The 21,357-nt window shown below is 47.0% G+C and carries 17 protein-coding genes and 1 pseudogene; 3 read left to right on the plus strand and 15 right to left on the minus strand.

Annotated features, from left to right (window positions below; translation table 11 throughout):
- Positions 1-55: 55 nt before the first annotated feature.
- Entirely contained in the window at positions 56-4,729 is a 4,674-nt protein-coding gene (locus B0680_RS08675) for a S6 family peptidase (RefSeq protein ID WP_078254706.1), read from the minus strand.
- Between the two features lie 301 nt (positions 4,730-5,030).
- The gene (locus tag B0680_RS08680) at positions 5,031-7,406 is read right to left on the minus strand and encodes a Tex family protein (protein ID WP_078254707.1); all 2,376 of its coding nucleotides are present in this window, start codon (positions 7,404-7,406) and stop codon (positions 5,031-5,033) included.
- A 312-nt stretch (positions 7,407-7,718) separates the two neighbouring features.
- Between B0680_RS08680 and ompR the strand changes: the two genes are divergently transcribed.
- Both ompR and B0680_RS08690 read left to right on the plus strand, forming a co-directional pair.
- Entirely contained in the window at positions 7,719-8,453 is a 735-nt protein-coding gene (ompR, locus tag B0680_RS08685) for an osmolarity response regulator transcription factor OmpR (RefSeq protein ID WP_078254708.1), read from the plus strand.
- Between the two features lie 144 nt (positions 8,454-8,597).
- The gene (locus tag B0680_RS08690; protein ID WP_078254709.1) at positions 8,598-9,611 is read left to right on the plus strand and encodes a CobW family GTP-binding protein; all 1,014 of its coding nucleotides are present in this window, start codon (positions 8,598-8,600) and stop codon (positions 9,609-9,611) included.
- On the opposite strand, the gene B0680_RS08695 is transcribed toward B0680_RS08690, so the two are convergent.
- The 10 genes from B0680_RS08695 to ubiG form a co-directional block, all read right to left on the minus strand.
- Positions 9,608-10,231 carry a hypothetical protein gene (locus B0680_RS08695; protein WP_078254710.1) on the minus strand — a complete coding sequence of 208 codons (624 nt, stop codon included), beginning with the start codon at positions 10,229-10,231 and terminating at the stop codon, positions 9,608-9,610. The genes B0680_RS08690 and B0680_RS08695 overlap by 4 nt on opposite strands.
- A 16-nt stretch (positions 10,232-10,247) precedes the next feature.
- Positions 10,248-10,796 carry a hypothetical protein gene (locus B0680_RS08700; RefSeq protein WP_078254711.1) on the minus strand — a complete coding sequence of 183 codons (549 nt, stop codon included), beginning with the start codon at positions 10,794-10,796 and terminating at the stop codon, positions 10,248-10,250.
- Between the two features lie 29 nt (positions 10,797-10,825).
- Complete coding sequence (locus tag B0680_RS08705) at positions 10,826-11,671, minus strand: hypothetical protein (RefSeq protein WP_078254712.1); 846 nt, start codon at positions 11,669-11,671, stop codon at positions 10,826-10,828.
- A gap of 174 nt (positions 11,672-11,845) precedes the next feature.
- A complete protein-coding gene (locus B0680_RS08710) occupies positions 11,846-12,763 on the minus strand; it encodes a hypothetical protein (RefSeq protein ID WP_078254713.1) in 918 nt (305 codons plus the stop codon).
- 15 nt (positions 12,764-12,778) lie between these two features.
- Entirely contained in the window at positions 12,779-13,861 is a 1,083-nt protein-coding gene (locus B0680_RS08715; protein ID WP_078254714.1) for a hypothetical protein, read from the minus strand.
- Between the two features lie 16 nt (positions 13,862-13,877).
- A complete protein-coding gene (locus B0680_RS08720; RefSeq protein WP_078254715.1) occupies positions 13,878-14,369 on the minus strand; it encodes a hypothetical protein in 492 nt (163 codons plus the stop codon).
- A 323-nt stretch (positions 14,370-14,692) separates the two neighbouring features.
- Positions 14,693-16,003, minus strand: a complete 1,311-nt coding sequence (locus B0680_RS08725) for a hemolysin family protein (protein ID WP_078254716.1) — start codon at positions 16,001-16,003, stop codon at positions 14,693-14,695.
- Positions 16,004-16,029: 26 nt separating this feature from the next.
- Positions 16,030-16,806: a YciK family oxidoreductase gene (locus tag B0680_RS08730; RefSeq protein ID WP_078254717.1), complete on the minus strand. Its 777-nt coding sequence runs from the start codon at positions 16,804-16,806 to the stop codon at positions 16,030-16,032.
- A 55-nt stretch (positions 16,807-16,861) separates the two neighbouring features.
- Positions 16,862-17,548 carry an HAD family hydrolase gene (locus tag B0680_RS08735; protein WP_078254718.1) on the minus strand — a complete coding sequence of 229 codons (687 nt, stop codon included), beginning with the start codon at positions 17,546-17,548 and terminating at the stop codon, positions 16,862-16,864.
- A gap of 3 nt (positions 17,549-17,551) precedes the next feature.
- Positions 17,552-18,304, minus strand: coding sequence for a bifunctional 2-polyprenyl-6-hydroxyphenol methylase/3-demethylubiquinol 3-O-methyltransferase UbiG (gene ubiG / locus B0680_RS08740; RefSeq protein WP_228143785.1), 753 nt, complete (start codon positions 18,302-18,304; stop codon positions 17,552-17,554).
- Positions 18,305-18,684: 380 nt separating this feature from the next.
- Here ubiG and B0680_RS08745 point away from each other — a divergent pair, with 380 nt between their 5' ends.
- Positions 18,685-19,305 carry a thiol:disulfide interchange protein DsbA/DsbL gene (locus B0680_RS08745; RefSeq protein WP_078254720.1) on the plus strand — a complete coding sequence of 207 codons (621 nt, stop codon included), beginning with the start codon at positions 18,685-18,687 and terminating at the stop codon, positions 19,303-19,305.
- A gap of 65 nt (positions 19,306-19,370) precedes the next feature.
- Here the strand turns inward: B0680_RS08745 and B0680_RS08750 are convergent, their stop codons facing one another.
- The 3 genes and pseudogenes from B0680_RS08750 to B0680_RS08760 all read right to left on the minus strand — a co-directional run bounded on the left by B0680_RS08750 (position 19,371) and on the right by B0680_RS08760 (position 21,305).
- Positions 19,371-20,612 carry a cysteine desulfurase-like protein gene (locus B0680_RS08750; protein WP_078254721.1) on the minus strand — a complete coding sequence of 414 codons (1,242 nt, stop codon included), beginning with the start codon at positions 20,610-20,612 and terminating at the stop codon, positions 19,371-19,373.
- A 28-nt stretch (positions 20,613-20,640) separates the two neighbouring features.
- A pseudogene (locus B0680_RS08755) lies at positions 20,641-21,063 on the minus strand (2OG-Fe dioxygenase family protein); the annotation flags it as partial.
- Between the two features lie 26 nt (positions 21,064-21,089).
- A complete protein-coding gene (locus B0680_RS08760; RefSeq protein ID WP_078254723.1) occupies positions 21,090-21,305 on the minus strand; it encodes a hypothetical protein in 216 nt (71 codons plus the stop codon).
- Positions 21,306-21,357 lie beyond the last annotated feature (52 nt).

Below are 21,357 nucleotides of genomic sequence, written 5' to 3' on the forward strand. Positions count from 1 at the left end.
ATTGGGGGTCGGTTCAATTAGTCATCGGCATTTTTTAGCACATACGGCTTACGGCTTACCATTGATAACCGATACGCACGCCCGCATGACGCTGACGATCCATTTCTTCGCCATCGATCACGCCAGCATTGATGGATGCTGACCAGTTATTGGCGGTAGCAGTCACGCCAAGCTCATGCGTAGTATAGCGATCGAAGTTTAGCGCAAGTGCATTGCCATTGACACGCACAGCATCGGCACGCTGATTGTGGCTGGCATCGGTGTAGGTGCTCGATACACTTGGCACAAACTGCACTTGACCGATTGTCATCGGATATGCCACCGACAGACCCGCTTGATAAGTCGTCAAACCCAGTGGTGAAGTGGATACAGTGGCATTATCCAGCGTATAATCCACGCCTGCCAAGCGATGATATTTGACACCTGCCGATGGGCGGATTTGCCAGTTATTGGCTTGATAAGTCTTGGCGACACTCAGCCCCACCGTGCTGATATCACGCTCAATCTTGGTGGATTTGTCATTCATCTCAATGGCGTTATCCGCTTGCCCAACACCTGCTTGTAGTGCACCAATCCAGCCTGATGGCGACTGCGCCTTGAGATAGGCAGTGGCGGATTTGAGCTTGCCATCACCTTGTGCACCATCAAAAGCAAGTGTCGAATCCACCGCCGAGAGCACCACGCCAGCACGCAGGGTATCACTCACCGCACCTTCGATGCCAAACTGCGTCATCGTGCTGTCATTGTGATAGCTACGATAATTATCCGAGTTTGATTTGGACGCTTGGGTATCATAGGTCGCCCACACAGACAGCGGTTCGGATTTTGGTGTTACAAGCTCTTTATCGATGGCTCGTTCGGCTTGGAGCAGACTATTCACTTGGGCAGATAGCTCGGACAAGGCGGTATTTGAATAGCTACTGATGCCATCTTTTTGGGCGATATTGACCGTCTGTGCATCTAGCGCATTGGTCAAATCAAGCAGCTCCTCGGCTGATGCCAATTGCACCACTGCATTACACACTTCTTGCGATTGTGTTTTTAGGCAAATATCTTCTGCTTGCTTGAGCACATCTTTGACCATCAAATCCACCGCCTCAAGCTTGGATTGGGCATTTGCCTGCTGGTCTTGGGCGTGTGCTAGTGAGCGGTTGAGCGCCTCGATTGTCGTCTGTAGCTGAGTGTTGAGCGTTGTATAACTGCCTAGTTGCTTTTGTAGTGCCAACAGCTGATTGCGTGCTTGGGTGCGTGCCGCAAAACGAATCCACGGCAAGCTGTTCAGATATGACTGCTGTGCATTCACACTTTGTTGTGTCTGTACAATCGATGCCTGCACGCTTTGTTGTTCGGCAAGTGTGTTAATCACTCGGGTAGTCAGCTCATCAACCTCTTGGGCATACGCATCCGCAGATGCCTGCGCATCGGCAAGCAGTGCCTCGATTTGCTCATAATTGCGAGCGACTTGCACATCTCGTAGCGGACTGTATAGACGATAATCATTGTTTTGGTTTTTTAGGATATAGCGATAAGCACCCAGATCCACATAGCCATTTTCGAGTGAGACATTGAGCGCACTTGGGTCTTGGGCGTTATTGGTGATATTCAATAAGCTCAGCGGACTGATGGCAGTTGGCTCAGCGCCTGTATTTTGCATCGCTAACGAAAAATTACCCGTCGCCACACCATTGACCGTCACACGATCGCCCACGCCTACATCGGCATTGGTCAGATAATGAAACTTACCCTGCCCCGACAGATTACCATTGATGGTCAGGCTCTGATAACGACTGTGGTTGTTGGCAGCATTGAGATCTACTGCGCCACCATTTAGGGTAAGATGCCCCAACGTGCTATCACCAGTCATCTGCCATTGACCATCATGCTCGATGGTGGTGGTTGTGCCTTTGTCAGCAGTGATTTTGCCTGTCAACACAGCTTTACCGATATGCAAGTTGGCAGCATGCCACAGGCGTGTATCCCCTGTTGCTTTGAGCGTTGGGATGCTCTGATATACATTGGTGCCAATCGTCGGTGTGGTGCAACTGATTACCCCTGTATGGTCAGAACGCAGGCAAACAGGTGTCTTGCCCTGCACAAAACCAAACTGCAATAAGCCATTTTGTGCCGCATAAAAACTACCCGTCGCAAGTGATGCATTACGCCCAAAAATCAGCTTGCCATCATGATTGACCGAGAATGCATTGGCACGATATTCACGATTGATCCAGTCATCATCTTTGATGACTTCTTGTTTGGTTTGATGATTATAGGCATAGGGCACAGGTCTGCCTGTGAGTAGTACTGTGCCGTTATTGACTTTGAGCTCGCCATTGAGCCGTGCGCCACCTGTCAAAAATAGGCTGTCTTTGGCATCCGTCGGCTTAAAGGTGACATTCATTCTGCCATTAGTGCCTGCGGTCTCACCCAACACCCCTGCAAAGGTCTGTACAGTGCTATCGGCGTATTGACGAGACAACACCGTTTGGATAGCACGCTGTTTATCACTGCCGAGATATTCCCAGTTATCACTGCTGGTTTGGTTAGTTGGATAAAATGCACCTGCATTGCCACCGGCTTTGAGCACAAAATAATCCGTGCGATTACCTGCATGGGTGTTGATATATTCATAAATATCAGCCCCTGCTGTACCCCACTTGCCCCAATCAAGCGACTGATAATCCTTAATCTTGATCACCGCATTGATGGCAGTCAGCTTATCACTACCCAGATATTGCCAATGCTGATTACTGGTCTGATTGGTTGGGAAATAAGTCCCTGCATTACCGCCTGATTTTAGGATAAAGTAATCCTTGCGGTTGCCTGCGTGGGTGTTGATATATTCATAAATATCAGCGCCTGCCGTACCCCATTTGCCCCAAGTCAGCTCGCCTGCCATCTTTTGGGTAAAGGCGGTATTGATAGCGGTATTCTTATCACTGCCGATGTACTCCCAGCTTTGGTTGCTAGTTTGGTTAGTTGGGAAATAGGTGCCTGCATTGCCACCTGATTTTAGGATAAAGTAGTCCTTGCGGTTGCCCGCGTGGGTGTTGATATATTCATAAATATCCGCCCCTGGTGTGCCCCACTGACCCCAAGTCAGCACATCGCTACGCTTGGTGATGGCATCTGCTTGGCTTGACTGCATCCATGTCGCCACAGGATCGACTTTACCCAGACCACGGATGATGACATTGGCGGTGGCGGTGGTGTTGTGATTGACAAGCATTGCGCCATCGTCTTGGCTTGAGATGGCTTTGGTATTAAAAGTCGTACCATTAAGATCCAAGCGACCACCACGATAGCCAAAGACGATATTCTCAGGCACGACTTGATTGGCATCGCCCAATACCACCGTTGGGCGACCACTGACAATCTCAACACGATTGAACGCTTGCTTGTTGCCACGAGCATCAACTGCTGTTGCAAGCACGACCTTACCATCGCCGACACTGATATCGCCTGCATTGACCCCTGTGCCATTGACCATCAGCGTGCCTTTGCCAAGCTTGGATAGGCGGTCGCCTGCCGGGTTTTTAAGTTGCCAATTGACCGTCTTATTATCTGCCACGACCACGCCTGCACCCACCCAAGTGGTGCTTGGCGTACTGCCCTTGACCGTATAATCCGTCTCAAACTCAAGTGCACCTGCGCCTTGATGCACTGGATTTGCCACCACCAAAGTGCCTGCTTGGCCGGTGAATTTGACCGATTTGCCTTGATTGAGCGCTAGCATTTCGGTACTGGTATTTAGACTATCATCACCTTTGAGATTGACCGTCAAGGCTTGACCATTGCCCGTAATGCGACTGCTCGTGCCTGATGGCGTCCAAGTAAATGTTGAACCTGCTCGGGTATTATCCACCGTACCTGCATAAGTCTCGGCAAGTTTTTGGTTGATGAAGTCACCTTTAATCAACGTGTACCACATTCTTGAACTAGAAATACCGCGCGCCACACCAATCACGCCCCATTGTTTCTTGGTAGCGTCATAAGCAATCAGCGGTGAACCACTGTCACCAGCTTCAATGATGCTTGTTATTGGTCCCTGTCCATTTTCCAAAGAGCGATCAAAATGCAAAACACCCGTGTCATTATAATTGGCAAATGCAGGTAATGTACCCCCTGTCAAATATCGATATGCACCAGACACTAGCGTCTTGTTATCCGGCGTCTCTCCAACATATTGAGTACCCGAACCCAAACGCACATAATCTAGAAAATTACTAGGATTGCGATAATTCGCTGCATTTTCTCCATAGTCATGGATTGGCATCGGTGCAATTTCTGTAACCAGCTTATCCAATCGTGGCGCATGAAAATCATTGTAACTGGTTGCATGATTGGTTGCAAAATTATTACGAGCGACAATACGATACGTGTAGTCTCGATTTTGGGCGTCTTTATGGCCAAAATCCGTTGTTGTATAGCCAGTATTATGTGCAACACTGGTAATAAATTGCGGATAAACTAAGGTTGCAATGCCATTTGTACTAACCGCAGCAAAATCAGGCATCGGTGCTGCCGTCATCATCGTGCCAAGCAATTGACCTGATGTATTATAAATAGCAATATTGCGTGCGCCTACGGCAAATTTGCCCTTATTCTCGGCAAAATCTCGGGCATCTTGATAATTGATGTCGCTACGCACGACGCTGGCTTGAGCGTGACCAATCAAAACACTCGCAATCATCACAGCAAGCACGGATTGGCGAAATGGTAAAATGCGCATGATACCCCCTTGTTTCTTTGGTATTTATTAATAGTATTATAAGCAAAAATAATTATTTATAATCAAAATAATGCCATATGTATAGACTAATTGTAACACAATGGTAACAAAATACTAGGAGGGGTTCACAGATAAATTTGCACTTTTTGGTCACTTTTTTGTAACATTTGCATGGATTTACGCCAAGAGTATGCATTATGCTAATACAGCAATAAAATCACATAAAATCAATCAGTTATCCCAAACAAAAAACCCATCAAGCAATCAGACTTGATGGGTTTGGCAAGTAGAATGAGCTTAATTATTTGCCAAGTCCTGCTTGCTGCAGCAGTGCGCCTAGACTGCCCATTGCTTTGGCAGGTTTGGCGACAGATTTTGGCTTGTCTTGACGGTCTTGGCGAGTCGTACGCTCAGCTTTCTTATTATTCGCCGATTTGTCCGCTTTATCCACCTTGGCTGACTTATCCGCTTTGGCAGATTTGGACTGCTCAGATTTCATACTAAAGCCGATACGCCCACGGGCTTCGTCCACCGAGATGACACGCACGGTGACGATGTCTTGGGGCTTGATGACATCAGCAGGGTTTTCGACATAGTCATCGGATAGCTCAGAGATGTGCACCAAGCCATCTTGATGTACGCCAACATCAACAAAACAACCAAAGGCGGTGACATTGGTCACGACACCTTCGAGCACCATGCCGACTTGTAGATCTTTGATTTCATTGACATCATCACGGAATTTCGCCGTGCGAAACTCGCCACGGGGGTCGTGTGCAGGCTTGGCAAGCTCAGCGGTCACGGTGGCAAGCTGACTGAAGCTATCACTGCTGTCATTGAGCGCTTTGGCGGCAGTTTCGTTGCCCAGTACATCGCCAAGCGACTTGCCATGCTTTGCCAAAATCTCATACACCAAGCCATAGCTCTCAGGGTGCACGCCTGTGGCATCAAGCGGCTCATCACCATCTTTGATACGCAAAAAGCCCGCCGCCTGCTCAAAGGTTTTCACGCCCAGTCGTGGGACATTCTTAAGCTGTTCACGATTGACAAACGCGCCATTGGCACGGCGATACTCGACAATCTGCTGAGCGACATTTTTGTTCAGCCCCGAGATATGCGCAAGAATCGCAGGGCTTGCGGTATTGACATCGACACCGACGGCATTGACGCAGTCTTCGGTAACTTTATCTAGGCTTGCTTCAAGCTCGGTCTGATTGACATCATGTTGGTATTGACCGACGCCGATGGCTTTTGGCTCGACCTTGACAAGCTCGGATAATGGGTCTTGTAATCGGCGGGCAATCGATACCGCACCACGCACCGAGACATCCAAATCAGGCAGCTCGCTTGATGCAATCTCACTGGCTGAATACACCGATGCGCCCGCTTCTGATACCACGAGCGCCGTAGCAGATAGGCTCTCATCACGAATCACAGATTTGACCAGTGCTTCGGTCTCACGACTGGCCGTGCCATTGCCGATGGCGACCAGCTCGACATGGTGCGTACGAATCAGCTTGGCAATCTCGCTTTTGGCTTCATCGACTTTATTATAAGGATTAAACGGATACACCGTCTGCGTCGCTAGCACATCACCCGTGCTGTCAATCACTGCCATCTTCACGCCATGACGGATGCCCGGATCGACGCCGAGAATGACCTTGCGACCGGCAGGGGCGACCATCAACAGATGCTTAAGGTTCTCGGCAAATACCGCAATCGCATCGGTCTCAGCCATCAAGCGACGCTCGGTCAATAAGCGATGCTCAATCTGTGCACGCCATTTGGCAGTCCAAAGTTTTTTGGCAGTGTCGTACAAAAACTCGCCATTATCCGCACTTTGATCCACCCCAAAATGCTGTGCAATCTTGGCAATAAACGGCTCATCTTCGCCATCGACATGCAGCACCAGCACATTTTGCTGACGACCACGCAACATCGCAAGCAGGCGGTGATTGGATAGCTTGGCAAATGGCTCGCTATGCTCAAAATAATCTTTGAATTTCTCGCCGACTTCTCGTTTTTCTTCGCTGATAAGTTCCGAGCGGATGGATGCAGTGGCATTAAAGCCGGTACGCACTTCATCGAGTAGCTCAAGCGCTGTCGCCCAGTCATCTAGGATAATCGCCTGCACACCGCCAAGCTGTTTATCAAAGTCATCAAAACCCGCCTCAAAGCTCTCGCCTGTCTCATCAGTGAGCATCAAAGGTGCTACAAAGCCTGCCAATGCCTCGCTTGGCTTTGCCCCTGCCAAAATCGCCTCAGCAATCGGCAGCAGCCCTGCCAATTTTGCCTTGGCAGCGATTGAGCGGCGGCGTGGGCGATACGGCTGATAAATCTCTTCAAGCTCAAGCTTACTTGTCGCGGCATTGACACGCTCGGTCAGCTCATCATTGAGCACATTTTGGGCAGCCAATAAATCCAAAATCTTTAAGCGGCGGCTAGCCAGCTCTCGCTCAGCGACGAGTGATTTTTCGAGTACACGCAACAGCTCATCATCCAAACCGCCCGTTTGCTCTTTGCGATAGCGAGCAATGAACGGCACGCTTGCGCCTTCGTCAAACAGCTTGGCAAACGCCTGCACCTGCGATGCCTTGACAGCATGGTCTTTGGCAAGCTTCTCATAGATGGCTTGATGGTTAATTGGGTCAGTTACATCGGTCATAACATCAGTCATAATGGTTTTCTACAATGACGCCACATCAGGGCAAAACTCGCCCATTATAGCAAGTTTTGCCCAAAATTACCCCACAAAACGCACCCATAATGGCGTATTGGTTAAAAATTCATATCACCCTTGTTTAAAATTTGTTAAACCCCCATAAAAGTCGCAAGCATTTGCCCAAAGCCATGCTATGATAAAGCCATAAATTCACCCCCAGACTTTTGGCAAATTGACCAAAATTAACACAAAAATAGTTACATTTTTTTGTGCAATATTGTACACTAAGACAAAGGCAGTTCGCCGCTTGATTGTAAGGATAATGACATGACAGAGACCCTAGATAACATTGCTCATCGCATTTTGGTGGTCGATGACGACGCTCGCTTGCGTGCGCTACTACAACGCTTCTTGGAAGATGATGGCTATGTGGTGCGTGTGGCACATGATGGCAAGCAGATGGATAAGCTGCTTGACCGTGAGATGTTTTCGCTGATTGTACTTGACTTGATGCTCCCTGACGAAGACGGCATCGCCATCTGCAAGCGACTGCGTAATGATAACGCAGGCATCCCTATCATCATGCTCACCGCAAAAGGCTCGGATGCTGACCGTATCGCAGGGCTAGAAGCTGGTGCTGATGACTATCTGCCAAAGCCATTTAACCCAAAAGAGCTACTCGCTCGTATCAAAGCGGTGCTACGCCGTCAAAACCGTGAGCTACCCGGTGCGCCAAGTCAGCAGGTTGAAGTCGTGGAATTTGGCCCTTGGACACTCGATCTATCGACCCGTACGCTCAAGCGTGATGGCAATGTGGTGACGCTGACCACGGGTGAATTTAGCGTGCTAAAAGCCCTAGTTCAGCACCCACGAGAGCCACTGACCCGTGATAAGCTGATGAATTTGGCGCGCGGTCGTGAATGGGGTGCGATGGAACGCTCTATCGATGTGCAGGTCTCTCGCCTGCGCCGCCTAATCGAAGACAATCCATCACAAGCCCGCTACATTCAGACTGTGTGGGGCGTGGGCTATGTCTTTGTCCCAGATGGTGCAGAAAGCTGATTTGACACGATCATCTAAGCAGTTAATCAATTGGGGCATTTGTTGCCCCAATTGCATTGGTCATCATGAAAAATTGTCATCATATCCTTGAAAAATACAATGCAACACAAATAACATCATGATGAATCATCACTAGGATAACTCATGAACTTACAGCCAATCAGCGCTACGCCCACCACCATCGTCACAGGTTTTTTGGGTGCAGGCAAAACCACACTCATCAATCAACTCATCCATCACAAAGCCTGTGATGAACGCTGGGCGCTACTGATTAATGAATTTGGTAAAATTGGTATCGATAGCGGTCTGATTGACAATGATGATGACATCGCCATCAAGGAAGTCAGCGGCGGCTGTATTTGTTGTAGCAGTCAGCTGCCGCTACAGATCGCCCTAGTGCGGCTGCTTGGCACGCACAAGCCAAATCGTCTGCTCATCGAACCGACGGGGCTTGCTCACCCTGATGAACTGCTTAGTCAGCTGACCCAGCCCCATTGGCAAACAAGTCTCAACATCCGTGCTGTCATCTGCGTACTGTCAGGCACACAGTGGGCACAGGATAAATACCGTCAGCATGATGGCTATATCGCTCATGTACGCCACGCCGATGTGGTGGTATGCAATCGCACCGATGACATCGATGTCGATGCGCTCACTGCTTGGATTGGTGAGATCAATCCGCAGGCGATGGTGGTATTCGGCATAGATGATATCGATGTCAAGGCACTGCTAAACACGGCACACACGCCACGCACCCCAAGCGCCATCATCTCACTTGGCTCAAATCTCACACACCCTGCCAGTACCGATACAGAACAAGAGAGTGATACCACTTTGCCCTTTCGCTATCATGAGATGATGGGCACGCATCATGTGGGCGGATGGCGACTGCCGAGCGATTGGCAGTTTGACAGCTATGAGCTCCAAAAATGGCTACTGTCTCGCACAGACTATCTGCGTATCAAAGGCATCATCCATACCACCGAAGGCTGGCTAATGCTCAACATCGCCCCTGATGGCATCAGTATCAGCGATACCGATGAGAGAGCAGATAGTCGTCTTGAGATGATTTTTGGGCAGATGGTGGATGATGCCGTGTGGCAGGCATGGGGTGGGGAGTTGATGGGGATGGTGAAATCGCAACAGCCCCCTGCTTAGCCTTTTGCCTCGACGATGGAATAAGCCACAATTGGCTTGTGGTTCGGTGGACAAGTCGGGCTGTGCGCCTGACTAAACTCACGCCAAACAATTTGATAATTGCCTTGCAACAAGATGGATTCTCGATTTTCTCGCTGACCTGTTGGTTTAAAAATTCGTCCACTTAGCGGTCGACTACCACGGAAAAATTTATAAATACCGCCTTTTTTCTGACTAGGTTGATAAAAGGTTGATTCCGTAGTGACGCACAGGCTGACCGCCCCGACAAATCCACTCTGCCGAACCTCCTCCATAAAGCGAAGATCCTTGACACAACCGTACATCATCTCAGGTGTCTGACCATAAGAAATAAATTTTAGCTCGATGGCGTATTTTTCGCTCATATCTCGGCTAAAGATACACAGATCGATTTCTTTTTTGATATATCGTGGTACAGGCAGTGGTGGAGTGGTCAATGATTTGATATTGCGTTCAAATTGGACTTTGTAATCCTTTGGCAAAATCGTTCTAAGAAAAAATCCCAATTCATGCTGTAAAGAAAATTCATTATACAGCTCAATCTCTGGATCAATCAGATATTCATCAAAAAATCTTGTAATTAGCTCAGATAAATTTAACACAATACACCAAACAATTTCACATGAATTTCATCGCAATCCAAGCCAACACCACAAAGACCAGCACCACACCCACAACGATTACCGCTGTCGATGACTTGGGCTTTGCCTGCGAAGATGCCTGCGATACTTGTGGCATATCATTGGCATATTCATAACGGATTTCATAACCTGTGGCAGTCTTGATGGCTTTATCCACCTCACCAGTGATTGCATGGGTCGTCAATACCTCTTGTAAACGAGCCAAGCTTTTTGCCGACCACATTTTATTAAAGGCGACCTTATCACCATTGCCCAAGACTAGCCACTCACCCTCTTTGGTAAAGCACGCATTGCCATTGACGAACCAGTCTTTGCCAGTGGTCATGAGCTCATTGATTTCGCTTTCGCTAAAAAATAGATGTTCGATACCTGCATCAGGGCAGATGTCTTTCATGGGAAATTGATTGCGTAACTCATCAGCACTAGCAATCGATGGATGCATGGCAATATATGCCGTCATCATGCCTAGTGCGGTGCGGTTTTGACTCTTGCCAATCACATGGGCTTTGGTGATTTTTTTACTCACAATCTTTCCTTTAACAGATATAAATTTGATTAAAATACAATGGTTTGTGTGCTATTATCAAAATCGATGACATAGCCTGCTGTGGCTGAATTATCCACTGCACCGACTTCACCAGTAATGCCGTGCTCTGCCAAAGCTGCCTGCAGCTTCTCAAGGCTTTTTGCTGACCAAACTTTGTTAAACGCTACTTTTTCGCCGTTGCCCAAAACCAGCCATTCGCCCTCTTTGGTAAAGCAAGCATTGCCATTGACAAACCAGTCTTTGCCAGTAACAACAAGCTCATTGATTTCCTTTTCATCAAAAAATAGTTTTTCGATGCCTGCATCAGGGCAGATATCTTTCATTGGGAATTGTTCGTTCAACTTTTCTACGGTTACCGATGGATTTAGCGTAACATAGGCTGCCATCATACCAAGCGCAGTGCGATTTTGGAATTTGGCTGTGACACGCACTTCTACAGATTCAAAACAAATCTCAAAGCCAGATGCCGACTTATCCGCCTCGCCAACTTCGCCTGTGATACCATACTCTGCCAACGCAGATTGTAACTTCTCAAGGCTTTTTGCCGACCAAACTTTGTTAAACGCTACTTTTTCGCCATTGCCCAAGACTAGCCATTCACCCTCTTTGGTAAAGCAAGCATTGCCATTGACGAACCAGTCTTTGCCAGTGGTCATGAGCTCATTGATTTCGCTTTCGCTAAAAAATAGATGTTCGATACCTGCATCAGGGCAGATGTCTTTCATGGGAAATTGATTGCGTAGTTCATCGGCACTAGCAATCGATGGATGCATGGCAATATATGCCGTCATCATGCCTAGTGCGGTGCGGTTTTGGAATTTGCCGACAATATGAGCTTTGGTGATTTTTTTCATGATTTATCCTTGTTTTAGGTGAATAACCCTAATGAGCGACAAATAAAAATTGGCCGATTGAATACCACGATAAACAACCGCCCAAATTAGGTACTAGCATACCATCCAAGAAAAGATAACTTGGATGGTATTGCCGATAGATATTGTATAGCTACAACATCACAGCTGTTGGGTTTATTTGCTGTCAGTATAGACGACTTCAAAACCTGCGACAGTCTGTGATTTGTCCACATCGCCAACACCGCCAACGATGCCAAATTGCGCCAACTCTGCTTTTAGTTGAGCCAGGCTTTTTGCCGACCACATTTTATTAAAGGCGACCTTATCACCATTGCCCAAGACTAGCCATTCGCCATCTTTGGTAAAGCAAGCATTGCCATTGACGAACCAGTCTTTGCCAGTAGCAACCAGTTCATTGATTTCGCTTTCGCTAAAGAACAAATGCTCAATGCCTGCATCAGGGCAGATGCCTTTCATTGGGAATTGTTTCTTCAAATCCGCCAAAGTCAGCTCAGGATGCATAGCGACATACACTGTCATCATACCTAGAGCAATGCGGTTTTGGAATTTGGCAGCGACACGAGCTTTTACTGCATCATCAGCGACTTGCACCTGCTCACCACCGACACCACGACGAATTGCCAATGCCAAATTAATAATTGGCGATCTGTCGGTCAAAAATGGCTGAGCACCAAGCTCATAATCTGCAAATTTGACCAATTTCAATGATGTTGTATCCGACACATCGACCAACTCAAGCTCTGTATCAAAAGGCAAATCACCACTAAACAAAGGGTAGAGCCAAGTCGGCAAGCAATATACTGTCTCACCATTAACCACTGTCTTGGCGACAAAACCATAATCGATCAGCTGTTCATCACTCAATACATCAAAGAAAGCTTGGCAATCAAAGTTTTCAGATTCATTGCCATCAAACTCTTCGGCATAGTCATTAATACCGTTAGAAGATAATAACAATTCCTCAGTTAGGGAATAAGTCGAATCTTGATAAGCTCGATTAATACCAATTTTTTTTAATGCATAATTACGAGCATCGTTTAATAGCGTTACCACTTTTTCTTGTGTAATCATTGTCAATCCTCTTATTTACTCTGAAAATAAAAATATGCCATAACCTGTTGTATCATTAAAGCTAACATCATCTCTGTACTTGAAAAGAGAACCGTTACTTGTACTAGATTCATGATAAATCTTCATATCATCATAAATAAATGGAGCAATCCAAAGTGGAATCAAATAGATTGGACGCTGATAAACTGGATGCATTCGCTCCAAAAAGCCAAATTCTTTTAGTACTGATGGCTCAAGGAAACATAAATCCTTTTCGGTCAGCATACCAATCTCAGAGTCAAATACGAGAGTTTCATTTAAATGACTCCATCGTGGTGATTGCTCACCCCATTCGCCCTCAGCGTCATTATCTTCGTCTTCGTCATAGTCATCATAGTCGTCATAGTCATCTTCCTCGTCAGGCTCGCCCCAATATTCTAAATCATCAGCAAACTCTTTTTGAAAATGTAAGCGACTTGCGATACCAAGCACATTATTACGATAATAAGTCAGCCCTTTTAGGCCTTCTTGGCGAATCTCTTCAATACTGCGAGAATCATCTTCCAGCGTCACTTCGGTCACGTGCTCTTTAAATAGCTCATCAGGTGATGGGATATTAAAATACTTAATCAAATCCACCGCATCCGCCGCCTCGACCGATGGCTGTGGTGATAGTTCGATTGCCAATGCCATGCATGGTGTACCAGCAGCCAAAGGCACATCTTGTTCATTCACCGAATAATCAAGCTTCATCATCTCGCCTGATGCTGTATCCACTCGCATCGCCTCAAGTGCAAAGTCAGCTTTGATTGTCTTAAATAGCCAAAACGGAACCAAATACAGCTCACGACCCTCATGCTGATGTACACAAAAGCCCAAATTAAGCAGTTCTTCTTGTGTAAACAGATTCAGCACTTTTTTTAGCATTTCGCCTGTATAATTATATGACCCATCAGTAGGGACGTAGTTTCCATTAAGATACGAGCGAAGTGACACCGTAATATCAGTCAGCCAAAACCACTCCTCATCTTCATTAACATTCAAGACTTTGGTAATACCACTATTTAGCAAACCCGTATATGCGGTGGTGAATTGCGTTAATAATTCATTTCTATCCATTATAAATCCTATTTCGTTAGTTGCCAGATGTTACAAATACGCCCACATTTTGATGCCCAATACATCCATCGTTTGCTTTTTCGTACTCAGCAAAGGTCTGTTCTTCGCCAAGCCCATCATAATTACTGATACGCACTAACAGGCTTGGATCACAAAATGGCAATACCCATCCCGGTAGCAGATAGAAGTTCTCTGTATCAGTTGTTTGAAAACCTTGAGCCAACAAATCTTTGACCTCAGCCGCATCAAAGTCTGCTTGTGTCAATGGTTTGCCATTTGGAGAATGCTTAATGATATAATCAAAGGCGTGCTGAAATCTCTCTTTTAGAACCAACTGACCACCATCACCCCATCTATTATCAGGATCATATCCACTGGTTGTATCACCCCATAGCTCAGCATTATTAAGCTTGCCTTCTTGATACTGATATTGATATTGGCAATACACAAACATTGCCTGACCATGAAAATACCGCAGTGTATTCACTGCACTTGCCACTTCGCTCATGCTAAAATCCTATTAACAGCTAAATAAAATACCTGCCATTGACACACCCAACATCAGCCAATAGTCTATGTTATACGGTATCAATGACCATCGGCTCATATGCAAGCTTTGGTTAAAAATTTTTAACCAGAGATTGTTTTACTTGTTATGTCAATAACAAGTAAAAATAGTATACTATTTTTAAAAATTTCAAATTTTTTAGCGGTTTTTGTAATGTATTGATTTTATTAATTAAATTTAAAAATTGTTCAAAATTTGTTCAAATTTCACGCACAAAAAAGCGAACGCATTGTCGCATTCGCTTTTGGTAGGGTTTTGATGGGTTAGTCGCCCGCCTCTGGTTTTGGCACAAGTCGGGTCACGAGCAGTTGGTCAATCTTATAATGGTCGATATCCACCACTTCAAATTTATAGCCCTCATGCTCGACCCAATCCGCTAGGCGTGGGATCTTACGCAAGCGATACATGATAAAGCCTGCCAAAGTCTCATAATGATCCCAATCAGGAAATTCATCAATATCCAGTGCGTGCTTGACATCATCGATCGGGGTGATACCATCGATGAACCACGAATTTTCATCACGGCGGATAATCTGCTGATCCTCAGGCTCAGCTGATGCCCAGTCACCCATCACTGTCATCATGATGTCCGACAGCGTAATCACACCGACCACGAGCGCATATTCATTGATGACCACCGCCATTTTTTCTTTGCTGGCACGGAATTTATCGAGTAGCTCAGAGAGCGTCAGCGTATCAGGGATGATGAGAATATTGCGGATCGTCGATTCATTGAGCTGAAAAAACGACTGATTATTCATGATACGCACCAAGATATCCTTGGTATCAACATAGCCGATGACTTGGTCGATGTGCTCATTACACACCAAGAACTTGGAATACGGATAATCGGCAATCTTTTGGCGGATGCTGTCTTCGCTCTCATCAAGGGTGAAAAACACCACATCTTCACGAGCGGTCATCGACGATGGCACAGTCCGCTCTTCAAGCTCAAACACATTTTCGATAAAGTGCTGTTCTTGTTCCATCAGCACGCCTGCTTCAGCACCAGCATCGACGATGGCCGAGATATCATCAAAGGTGATGTTGTCATCTCGTGCGGTATTGACCTTAAAGATACGAAAGGTCAGATTGGCGATGGCATTGATAAACCATGCCAACGGCTTGACCGCTTTGATGGTCAGATTAATCGGATTAATCACCGCAAGCGCCACCTTTTCAGGATTAATCATGGCGATACGCTTAGGAATCAAATCAGCATAGAGAATAAACAGCAAAGTAATGATGATGAATGATGCAAAAAACGCAATGCTCTCAAGCCACTCGCCTTGATACACCATGCCAATCCAGTCGATGAAATAAGGACGCAGCGCACCTTCACCCACCGAACCGCCCAAAATGGCAACGGCGTTCAGACCAATCTGCGAAGTCGCAAAAAAGTCGGCGGAATTTTCTTGGAGCTTAAGCACCTTTTCGGCACGCTCATCACCTGATTCGGCAAGTAGCTTAAGTTTGATTTTGCGAGCGCCTGCCAAGGCAATTTCTGAAATCGAGAAAAAGCTGGAAGTTAAAATCAGGGCTGTAATGATTAATAAATTTTGAAATAAACTCACGGGAATACCAATGGGTTTGTTAATGGTTATTTGGGCTGACAATCCACCACTTGCCCTTTGACGCCTGATGCACTATCGGTCATCAGATACACATACACCGACATGATGTCTTCGGGGGTCTTGAGCGTATAAGGGTCTTCACCGGGGAAAGCGTGCGCACGCATATTGGTGCGTGTCGCCCCAGGATTGATGCAGTTAAAGCGTAGGGCGGTCATGTTTTGGGTTTCTTGGGTAAAGATGGTGGTCATACCTTCAACAGATTGCTTGGAGAGTGCATACGCTCCCCAAAATGCACGAGGCTTGGTACCGACACTGCTACTGGTGAACACCACCGAGCCACTTTGGGCGGCTCGCAGCAGTGGAATTAGGCTTTGGGTCAGCATAAACACCGCTGTCGAGTTCACACGCATCACCTGCTCAAAGGTAATCGGGTCATACATCTCAAGCGGTGTCAAAGCACCTAGAATCGCAGCATTGTGCAAGACACCATCTAAATGGCCAAATTCTTTTTCGATCAGATTGGCAAGCTCTTGCATCTGGGCAAAACTTGCTTTTTCTAAATCCAGTGGCAAAATCGCAGGCTCAGCCAAACCCAAGCTTTCGATCTCATCATACACCGCTTCAAGCTTGGATTGGGTTTTGCCAAGCAGTAGTACAGTCGCACCGCATTTGGCATAAGTCAATGCCGCCACCTTGCCGATGCCATCACCTGCGCCTGTGACTAGGATGATTTTATCTTTTAGGCTGTCTGCTTGATACTCAAAAGCACGCATCTCGTCATGCGTGTAGGTTTGTTCTGTCATAATTTTCTACTATAACTTATAAAACGATACTGATAAACTAAAATGATTAATTCACCTAAATTTGCGCCAATACCCACTCACGCAGCGCATCAGGCGTCTCAAGAATGGCATCAGCCCCCCAAGTATCAAGACTTGCCAAATCATCTTTGGATAAATAGCCAAACTTGGCAATCACCGTCGTCATGCCTGCCGCCTTGCCCGCTTCGATATCACGGTGATGGTCGCCGATATAGATGCACGCAGTCGGATCGACCTTGATGATATCGCACGCCAGATACATCGGCTCAGGGTCAGGCTTGGTGTGCGTCACATCATCAGGGCAGACGAGCACCGCACAACGCTCGCTCAACTCAAGTCGCTCAAGCAAATTGGTCGCCAAATAGCGTGGCTTATTGGTGACAATGCCCCAAGGAATTTGGTGGCTCTCAAGAGCGCTCAAGAGCATCTCAAGTCCTGCAAAGACCTGGCTATCGACACAAATATCCGCTTCATAACGATCCAAAAATGCCTGACGATACGCCAACAGCTCTGCATCATCATCGCTGACATCATGGAATTTTTCACCAAAAATCAGCTTCACCATCGCTCGAGCGCCTGCCGACACCTGCTCACGAATGGCAGCATCCGATGGCGCATCTCGTCCATCTTCACGGCATAAGTCTTTGATAATACGAATAAAATCAGGTGCGGTATCAATCAATGTCCCGTCTAGGTCAAACAAGACCGCTTGCAGTTTTTTCATCAGTTACTCGCTTGGCTTGATAAATGCCATCATGTAGTTCACATCGACATTGCGATTAGACAGCCAATAGTGCTTGGTGATGGGGTTATAATGCAGTCCCGTCATGTCAAATCGGCGAAAGCCTGCACGCATCGCCATCTGATCAAGCTCAGCTGGCGTGATGAATTTGTGATAATCATGCGTGCCTTTATCAACCAGGTTTAGCACATATTCAGCACCGACGATGGCGAATAGATACGATTTTGGGTTGCGGTTGATGGTGCTCATCACGCACACACCGCCTGGTTTTGTTAAATCAAAACACGCTTGTACAATCGCCGATGGATCAGGCACATGCTCAAGCATCTCCATGCAAGTCACGACATCGTATTGCTCAGCCGCCTCATCTGCCAAGACCTCAGCAGGCACACAGCGAAATTGGAGCTTGTCACTCATGCCTGTCTTATCAGCATGGATGGCAGCGGCTTTTAGGTTCTCATCACCCAAATCTACGCCCAAGACAGTTGCGCCACGCACCGCCATCGAATGCGCCAAGATGCCACCGCCACAGCCGATATCCACGACATTTTTGCCTTGTAGCGGTGAGCCCATATGCTCATTGGTGCGATCTTCGATCCAGTTTAGACGCAGTGGATTGATGTCATGCAAGGACTTAAACGCCCCCATACGATCCCACCACTCATCGGCAAGTTTGGTGAATTTGCCAATCTCATCAAAGTCAGCATTATTGGCGGTTGTGGCTTGGTTGTGTTGCATGAGACACCTTAATTGTTTTTCAATTTCAAATAGTACCATCTTAGCATTTTTTGTGGTTTTTGACTACTTTATTCGCCTGTATTGCTGTTGCAAAATGGTTATTTTATTGCCATCAATCATCGATAATGACATAAGCACAGACACACGCTAAGCTTACCCATCTTGCCAAAACCTGCACGATTTTTGCCGATTTTTGCGGCAGCTTGAGCCAAATACATAAAAATTTACACAAACTGCAACGATTTATTAAGAAAACAGTTGCCACATTTGCCCAAAAATACGCTAAACTATACGCTGTCTGAATTTGTCATCGTGCCGAACCGCACACAAGGCAGGTTCACCCAGTTTTGGCGATTTTTGCCTGATTAAGGAAACATTGTATGAAATTTGCACTCAAAACAACATTACTTGCGACTGCTGTTGGTCTTGCGACACTTAGCCATGCCAATTTCGTTGAAGGTAAAGATTATCAAGTTTTATCAAACCCTGAAAATATCGCCGGTGATGTGATTGTCGTGCGTGAGTTCTTTTGGTATGGTTGCCCACACTGCTACAACCTAGAACCACATATGCAAAAATGGGCAAAAACTCGTGCCAAAGATGTGGCATTTTTCCAAACCCCTGCTGCACTTAATTCACAATGGGAAGTGGCAGCACGTGGTTTTTATGCCGCTCAGCAACTTGGTGCACAAGAAAAAACCCACCAAATCCTATTTGATACCGTCCACAAAGACGGTAACCGCCGTGTCATTGGTACCCAAGAAAACCTAGCCAACTGGTATGCATCACAAGGTGTGGACAAGGCAAAATTCAACAGCCTATACAATTCGTTCGCCGTCACCACCAAGATTGAGCGTGCCAAAGCCGGTGCGATGCGTTATCAGCTGACTGGCGTGCCTGCGGTCGTGGTACATGGCAAATATGTGGTCTCGGGCGAAGATGCCAAAGTGCCACAAGTCGTTGATTTTCTAGTGAATAAAGTGCGTGAAGAGAAAAAATAATCTGACTGCACCAAAAAAGCTCAAGCCATCAGGTTTGAGCTTTTTTTATTTGGCATCAAGTGCGTCTAGTGTGTCGCCACAAATTCATCGAGTAGCTCAAATAGACGGTGAATCTCATCCACCGTGCTATAATGCAAAAATCCCACACGCAAAAACCCAGTCTCAACCAAGCCCAACTGTCGCACCACATCCAGCGCATAAAAATTACCACACGGCAGTGCGACATTACGCTCGCCAAGCCACTGACTGACTTGTTTTGGGTCGATGAGTTGCCCATCTTTTATCAGATTAAAAGCAAAAGTCGGCGTACGCTGAGCGGTATCCGCCTTGCCATACAGCTTGATATAATCTCGCTCACCCACCGCCTGCAAAAATACCTGCCCAAGACCATTCTCATGCGCCATGACGCGCTGATACGCCTGTGCTAGGCGAGTCCTGTCATCACCTACATCATCACCTGACAAAGTCGCCCAGTACTCAAGCAGTGCCACGATGGATGCTTGCGCTTCAAACGACTGCGTGCCCTGCTCCCATGCATTAGGTAGTGCATCGGTCGCCGGCTCTACCTTATAAAAGCGACTTCGACTCATCAATGACGGCTTCATATAGCCGATACCCAGTCGTGCCGCCCCAATCTTGTACGCCGATGCAAACAGCACATCACACTCCATCGCCGTCACATCGATAAGCTCATGCACGATGGCGTGCACCGCATCGACACTGACGATCGCACCGACGCTGTGCGCCTTGGTGATGATGGGTGCAATATCCGTCTTAGTACCAAGCACATTGGATGCCAAAGACACCGCCACCAAGCGAGTCCGCTCATCGATCAGCTGATCCAGCACTGACAAATCGAGCGCACTGCCATCTGCCACAAGCGGTATCTTACGCACCGTCACGCCACGATCTTCGGCGGCCGTCTGCCAAGATGACACATGCGAAAAATGATCCATACAGCTTAGTACAATATTATCGCCCGCCTGCCAATCTTGCGACAGCGTCCGTGACACATGGAACATCAAGCTTGTGGCATTGAGCCCAAAAAACACCGCATCACTTGAGCAATTGAGCCAAGTTGCCACCTTTTGGCGCGCCTTTTCATTGGTCTGCGCCGTCACTCGTCCTGCGTGCGCAAAGCCGCCCAAATTACTATTAAAATGATACAGATAATTTGCCATCTGATCGACGACGACCTTTGGCAGCTGACTACCACCGGGGCCATCAAACAGCAGGGGCAATTGTCCTTTTTCATCCACCATGCCAAGCCCCAAGAACCCTTGACGGATACACGCAACATCATACATGATACTATCCTTTTGTGAGTGATTTAGGCTATTTTACAGACTCATCGCGTGCCGTCAAGACGAACAAATCCCAATAGCCTTGCCCCGATTGCTTGGGTGCAACATCGCCAGCACTGTGCCACAGCTGCTTGTCATTAATCACACAAAAATCCCCTGCGGATGGGTCAAGCATCGCCATCGGCGCATCATCGGTTTTATTTTGCCAAATAAACAGCTCGCCACCGGTGACATTGTGACGTGCCATCGTGAATACCCCCACATAATCAAAGCCATCTTGGTGGATGCCTTCGGGCGTGGCGACGGCGTTATTATCCGCATCCTTGGCAAGAATACGCATCTGATGCACGGCGATTTGGCTAAGCGGTGGCAGATTGGTCACTTTGGCAAAAGTCGCCATCATCCGCCCAAAATCCGCATCCGTGATGGTCGCATCGGTCAAGTCATCATAGTGGCGCGCGACATTACCCTGAAACTCATTTAGGCTGTCATCTTGGACAAGGCAGTATTGGTTTGCTTGACAAGCTTGTGCGCCTGTCTGTCATACTCAAAGACCGAATAACGACGCAGGCGATAGCTGCCGTCCTTGTAGTCGCTCGGTGTCAGCGTGTCAAACGATGCTAGCATCGCTTTAGCATCGGTCAATGGCAAGGTGTCGATATGATAAGTCAAAGGCGTGTGAATTGTATGGTTCATGCGTCGTCCTTTTGCATTTTTTACATTGGTGGGCGTTGGTGGGTATTGGTCA

This window comes from Moraxella pluranimalium, from assembly GCF_002014825.1.
In the GTDB taxonomy this organism is placed as follows: domain Bacteria; phylum Pseudomonadota; class Gammaproteobacteria; order Pseudomonadales; family Moraxellaceae; genus Moraxella; species Moraxella pluranimalium.

What these genes read in the sequence shown, in the direction of transcription:
- B0680_RS08730 (WP_078254717.1), bottom strand. Translation starts at nt 16,806, where the DNA reads ATGACAGAACAAACCTACACGCATGACGAGATGCGTGCTTTTGAGTAT.
- B0680_RS08690 (WP_078254709.1), top strand. Translation starts at nt 8,598, where the DNA reads ATGAACTTACAGCCAATCAGCGCTACGCCCACCACCATCGTCACAGGT.
- B0680_RS08675 (WP_078254706.1), bottom strand. Translation starts at nt 4,729, where the DNA reads ATGCGCATTTTACCATTTCGCCAATCCGTGCTTGCTGTGATGATTGCG.
- B0680_RS08710 (WP_078254713.1), bottom strand. Translation starts at nt 12,763, where the DNA reads ATGATTACACAAGAAAAAGTGGTAACGCTATTAAACGATGCTCGTAAT.
- ompR (WP_078254708.1), top strand. Translation starts at nt 7,719, where the DNA reads ATGACAGAGACCCTAGATAACATTGCTCATCGCATTTTGGTGGTCGAT.
- B0680_RS08745 (WP_078254720.1), top strand. Translation starts at nt 18,685, where the DNA reads ATGAAATTTGCACTCAAAACAACATTACTTGCGACTGCTGTTGGTCTT.
- B0680_RS08705 (WP_078254712.1), bottom strand. Translation starts at nt 11,671, where the DNA reads ATGAAAAAAATCACCAAAGCTCATATTGTCGGCAAATTCCAAAACCGC.
- B0680_RS08680 (WP_078254707.1), bottom strand. Translation starts at nt 7,406, where the DNA reads ATGACTGATGTTATGACCGATGTAACTGACCCAATTAACCATCAAGCC.
- B0680_RS08735 (WP_078254718.1), bottom strand. Translation starts at nt 17,548, where the DNA reads ATGAAAAAACTGCAAGCGGTCTTGTTTGACCTAGACGGGACATTGATT.
- B0680_RS08715 (WP_078254714.1), bottom strand. Translation starts at nt 13,861, where the DNA reads ATGGATAGAAATGAATTATTAACGCAATTCACCACCGCATATACGGGT.
- B0680_RS08720 (WP_078254715.1), bottom strand. Translation starts at nt 14,369, where the DNA reads ATGAGCGAAGTGGCAAGTGCAGTGAATACACTGCGGTATTTTCATGGT.
- B0680_RS08750 (WP_078254721.1), bottom strand. Translation starts at nt 20,612, where the DNA reads ATGTATGATGTTGCGTGTATCCGTCAAGGGTTCTTGGGGCTTGGCATG.
- B0680_RS08760 (WP_078254723.1), bottom strand. Translation starts at nt 21,305, where the DNA reads ATGAACCATACAATTCACACGCCTTTGACTTATCATATCGACACCTTG.
- ubiG (WP_228143785.1), bottom strand. Translation starts at nt 18,304, where the DNA reads ATGCAACACAACCAAGCCACAACCGCCAATAATGCTGACTTTGATGAG.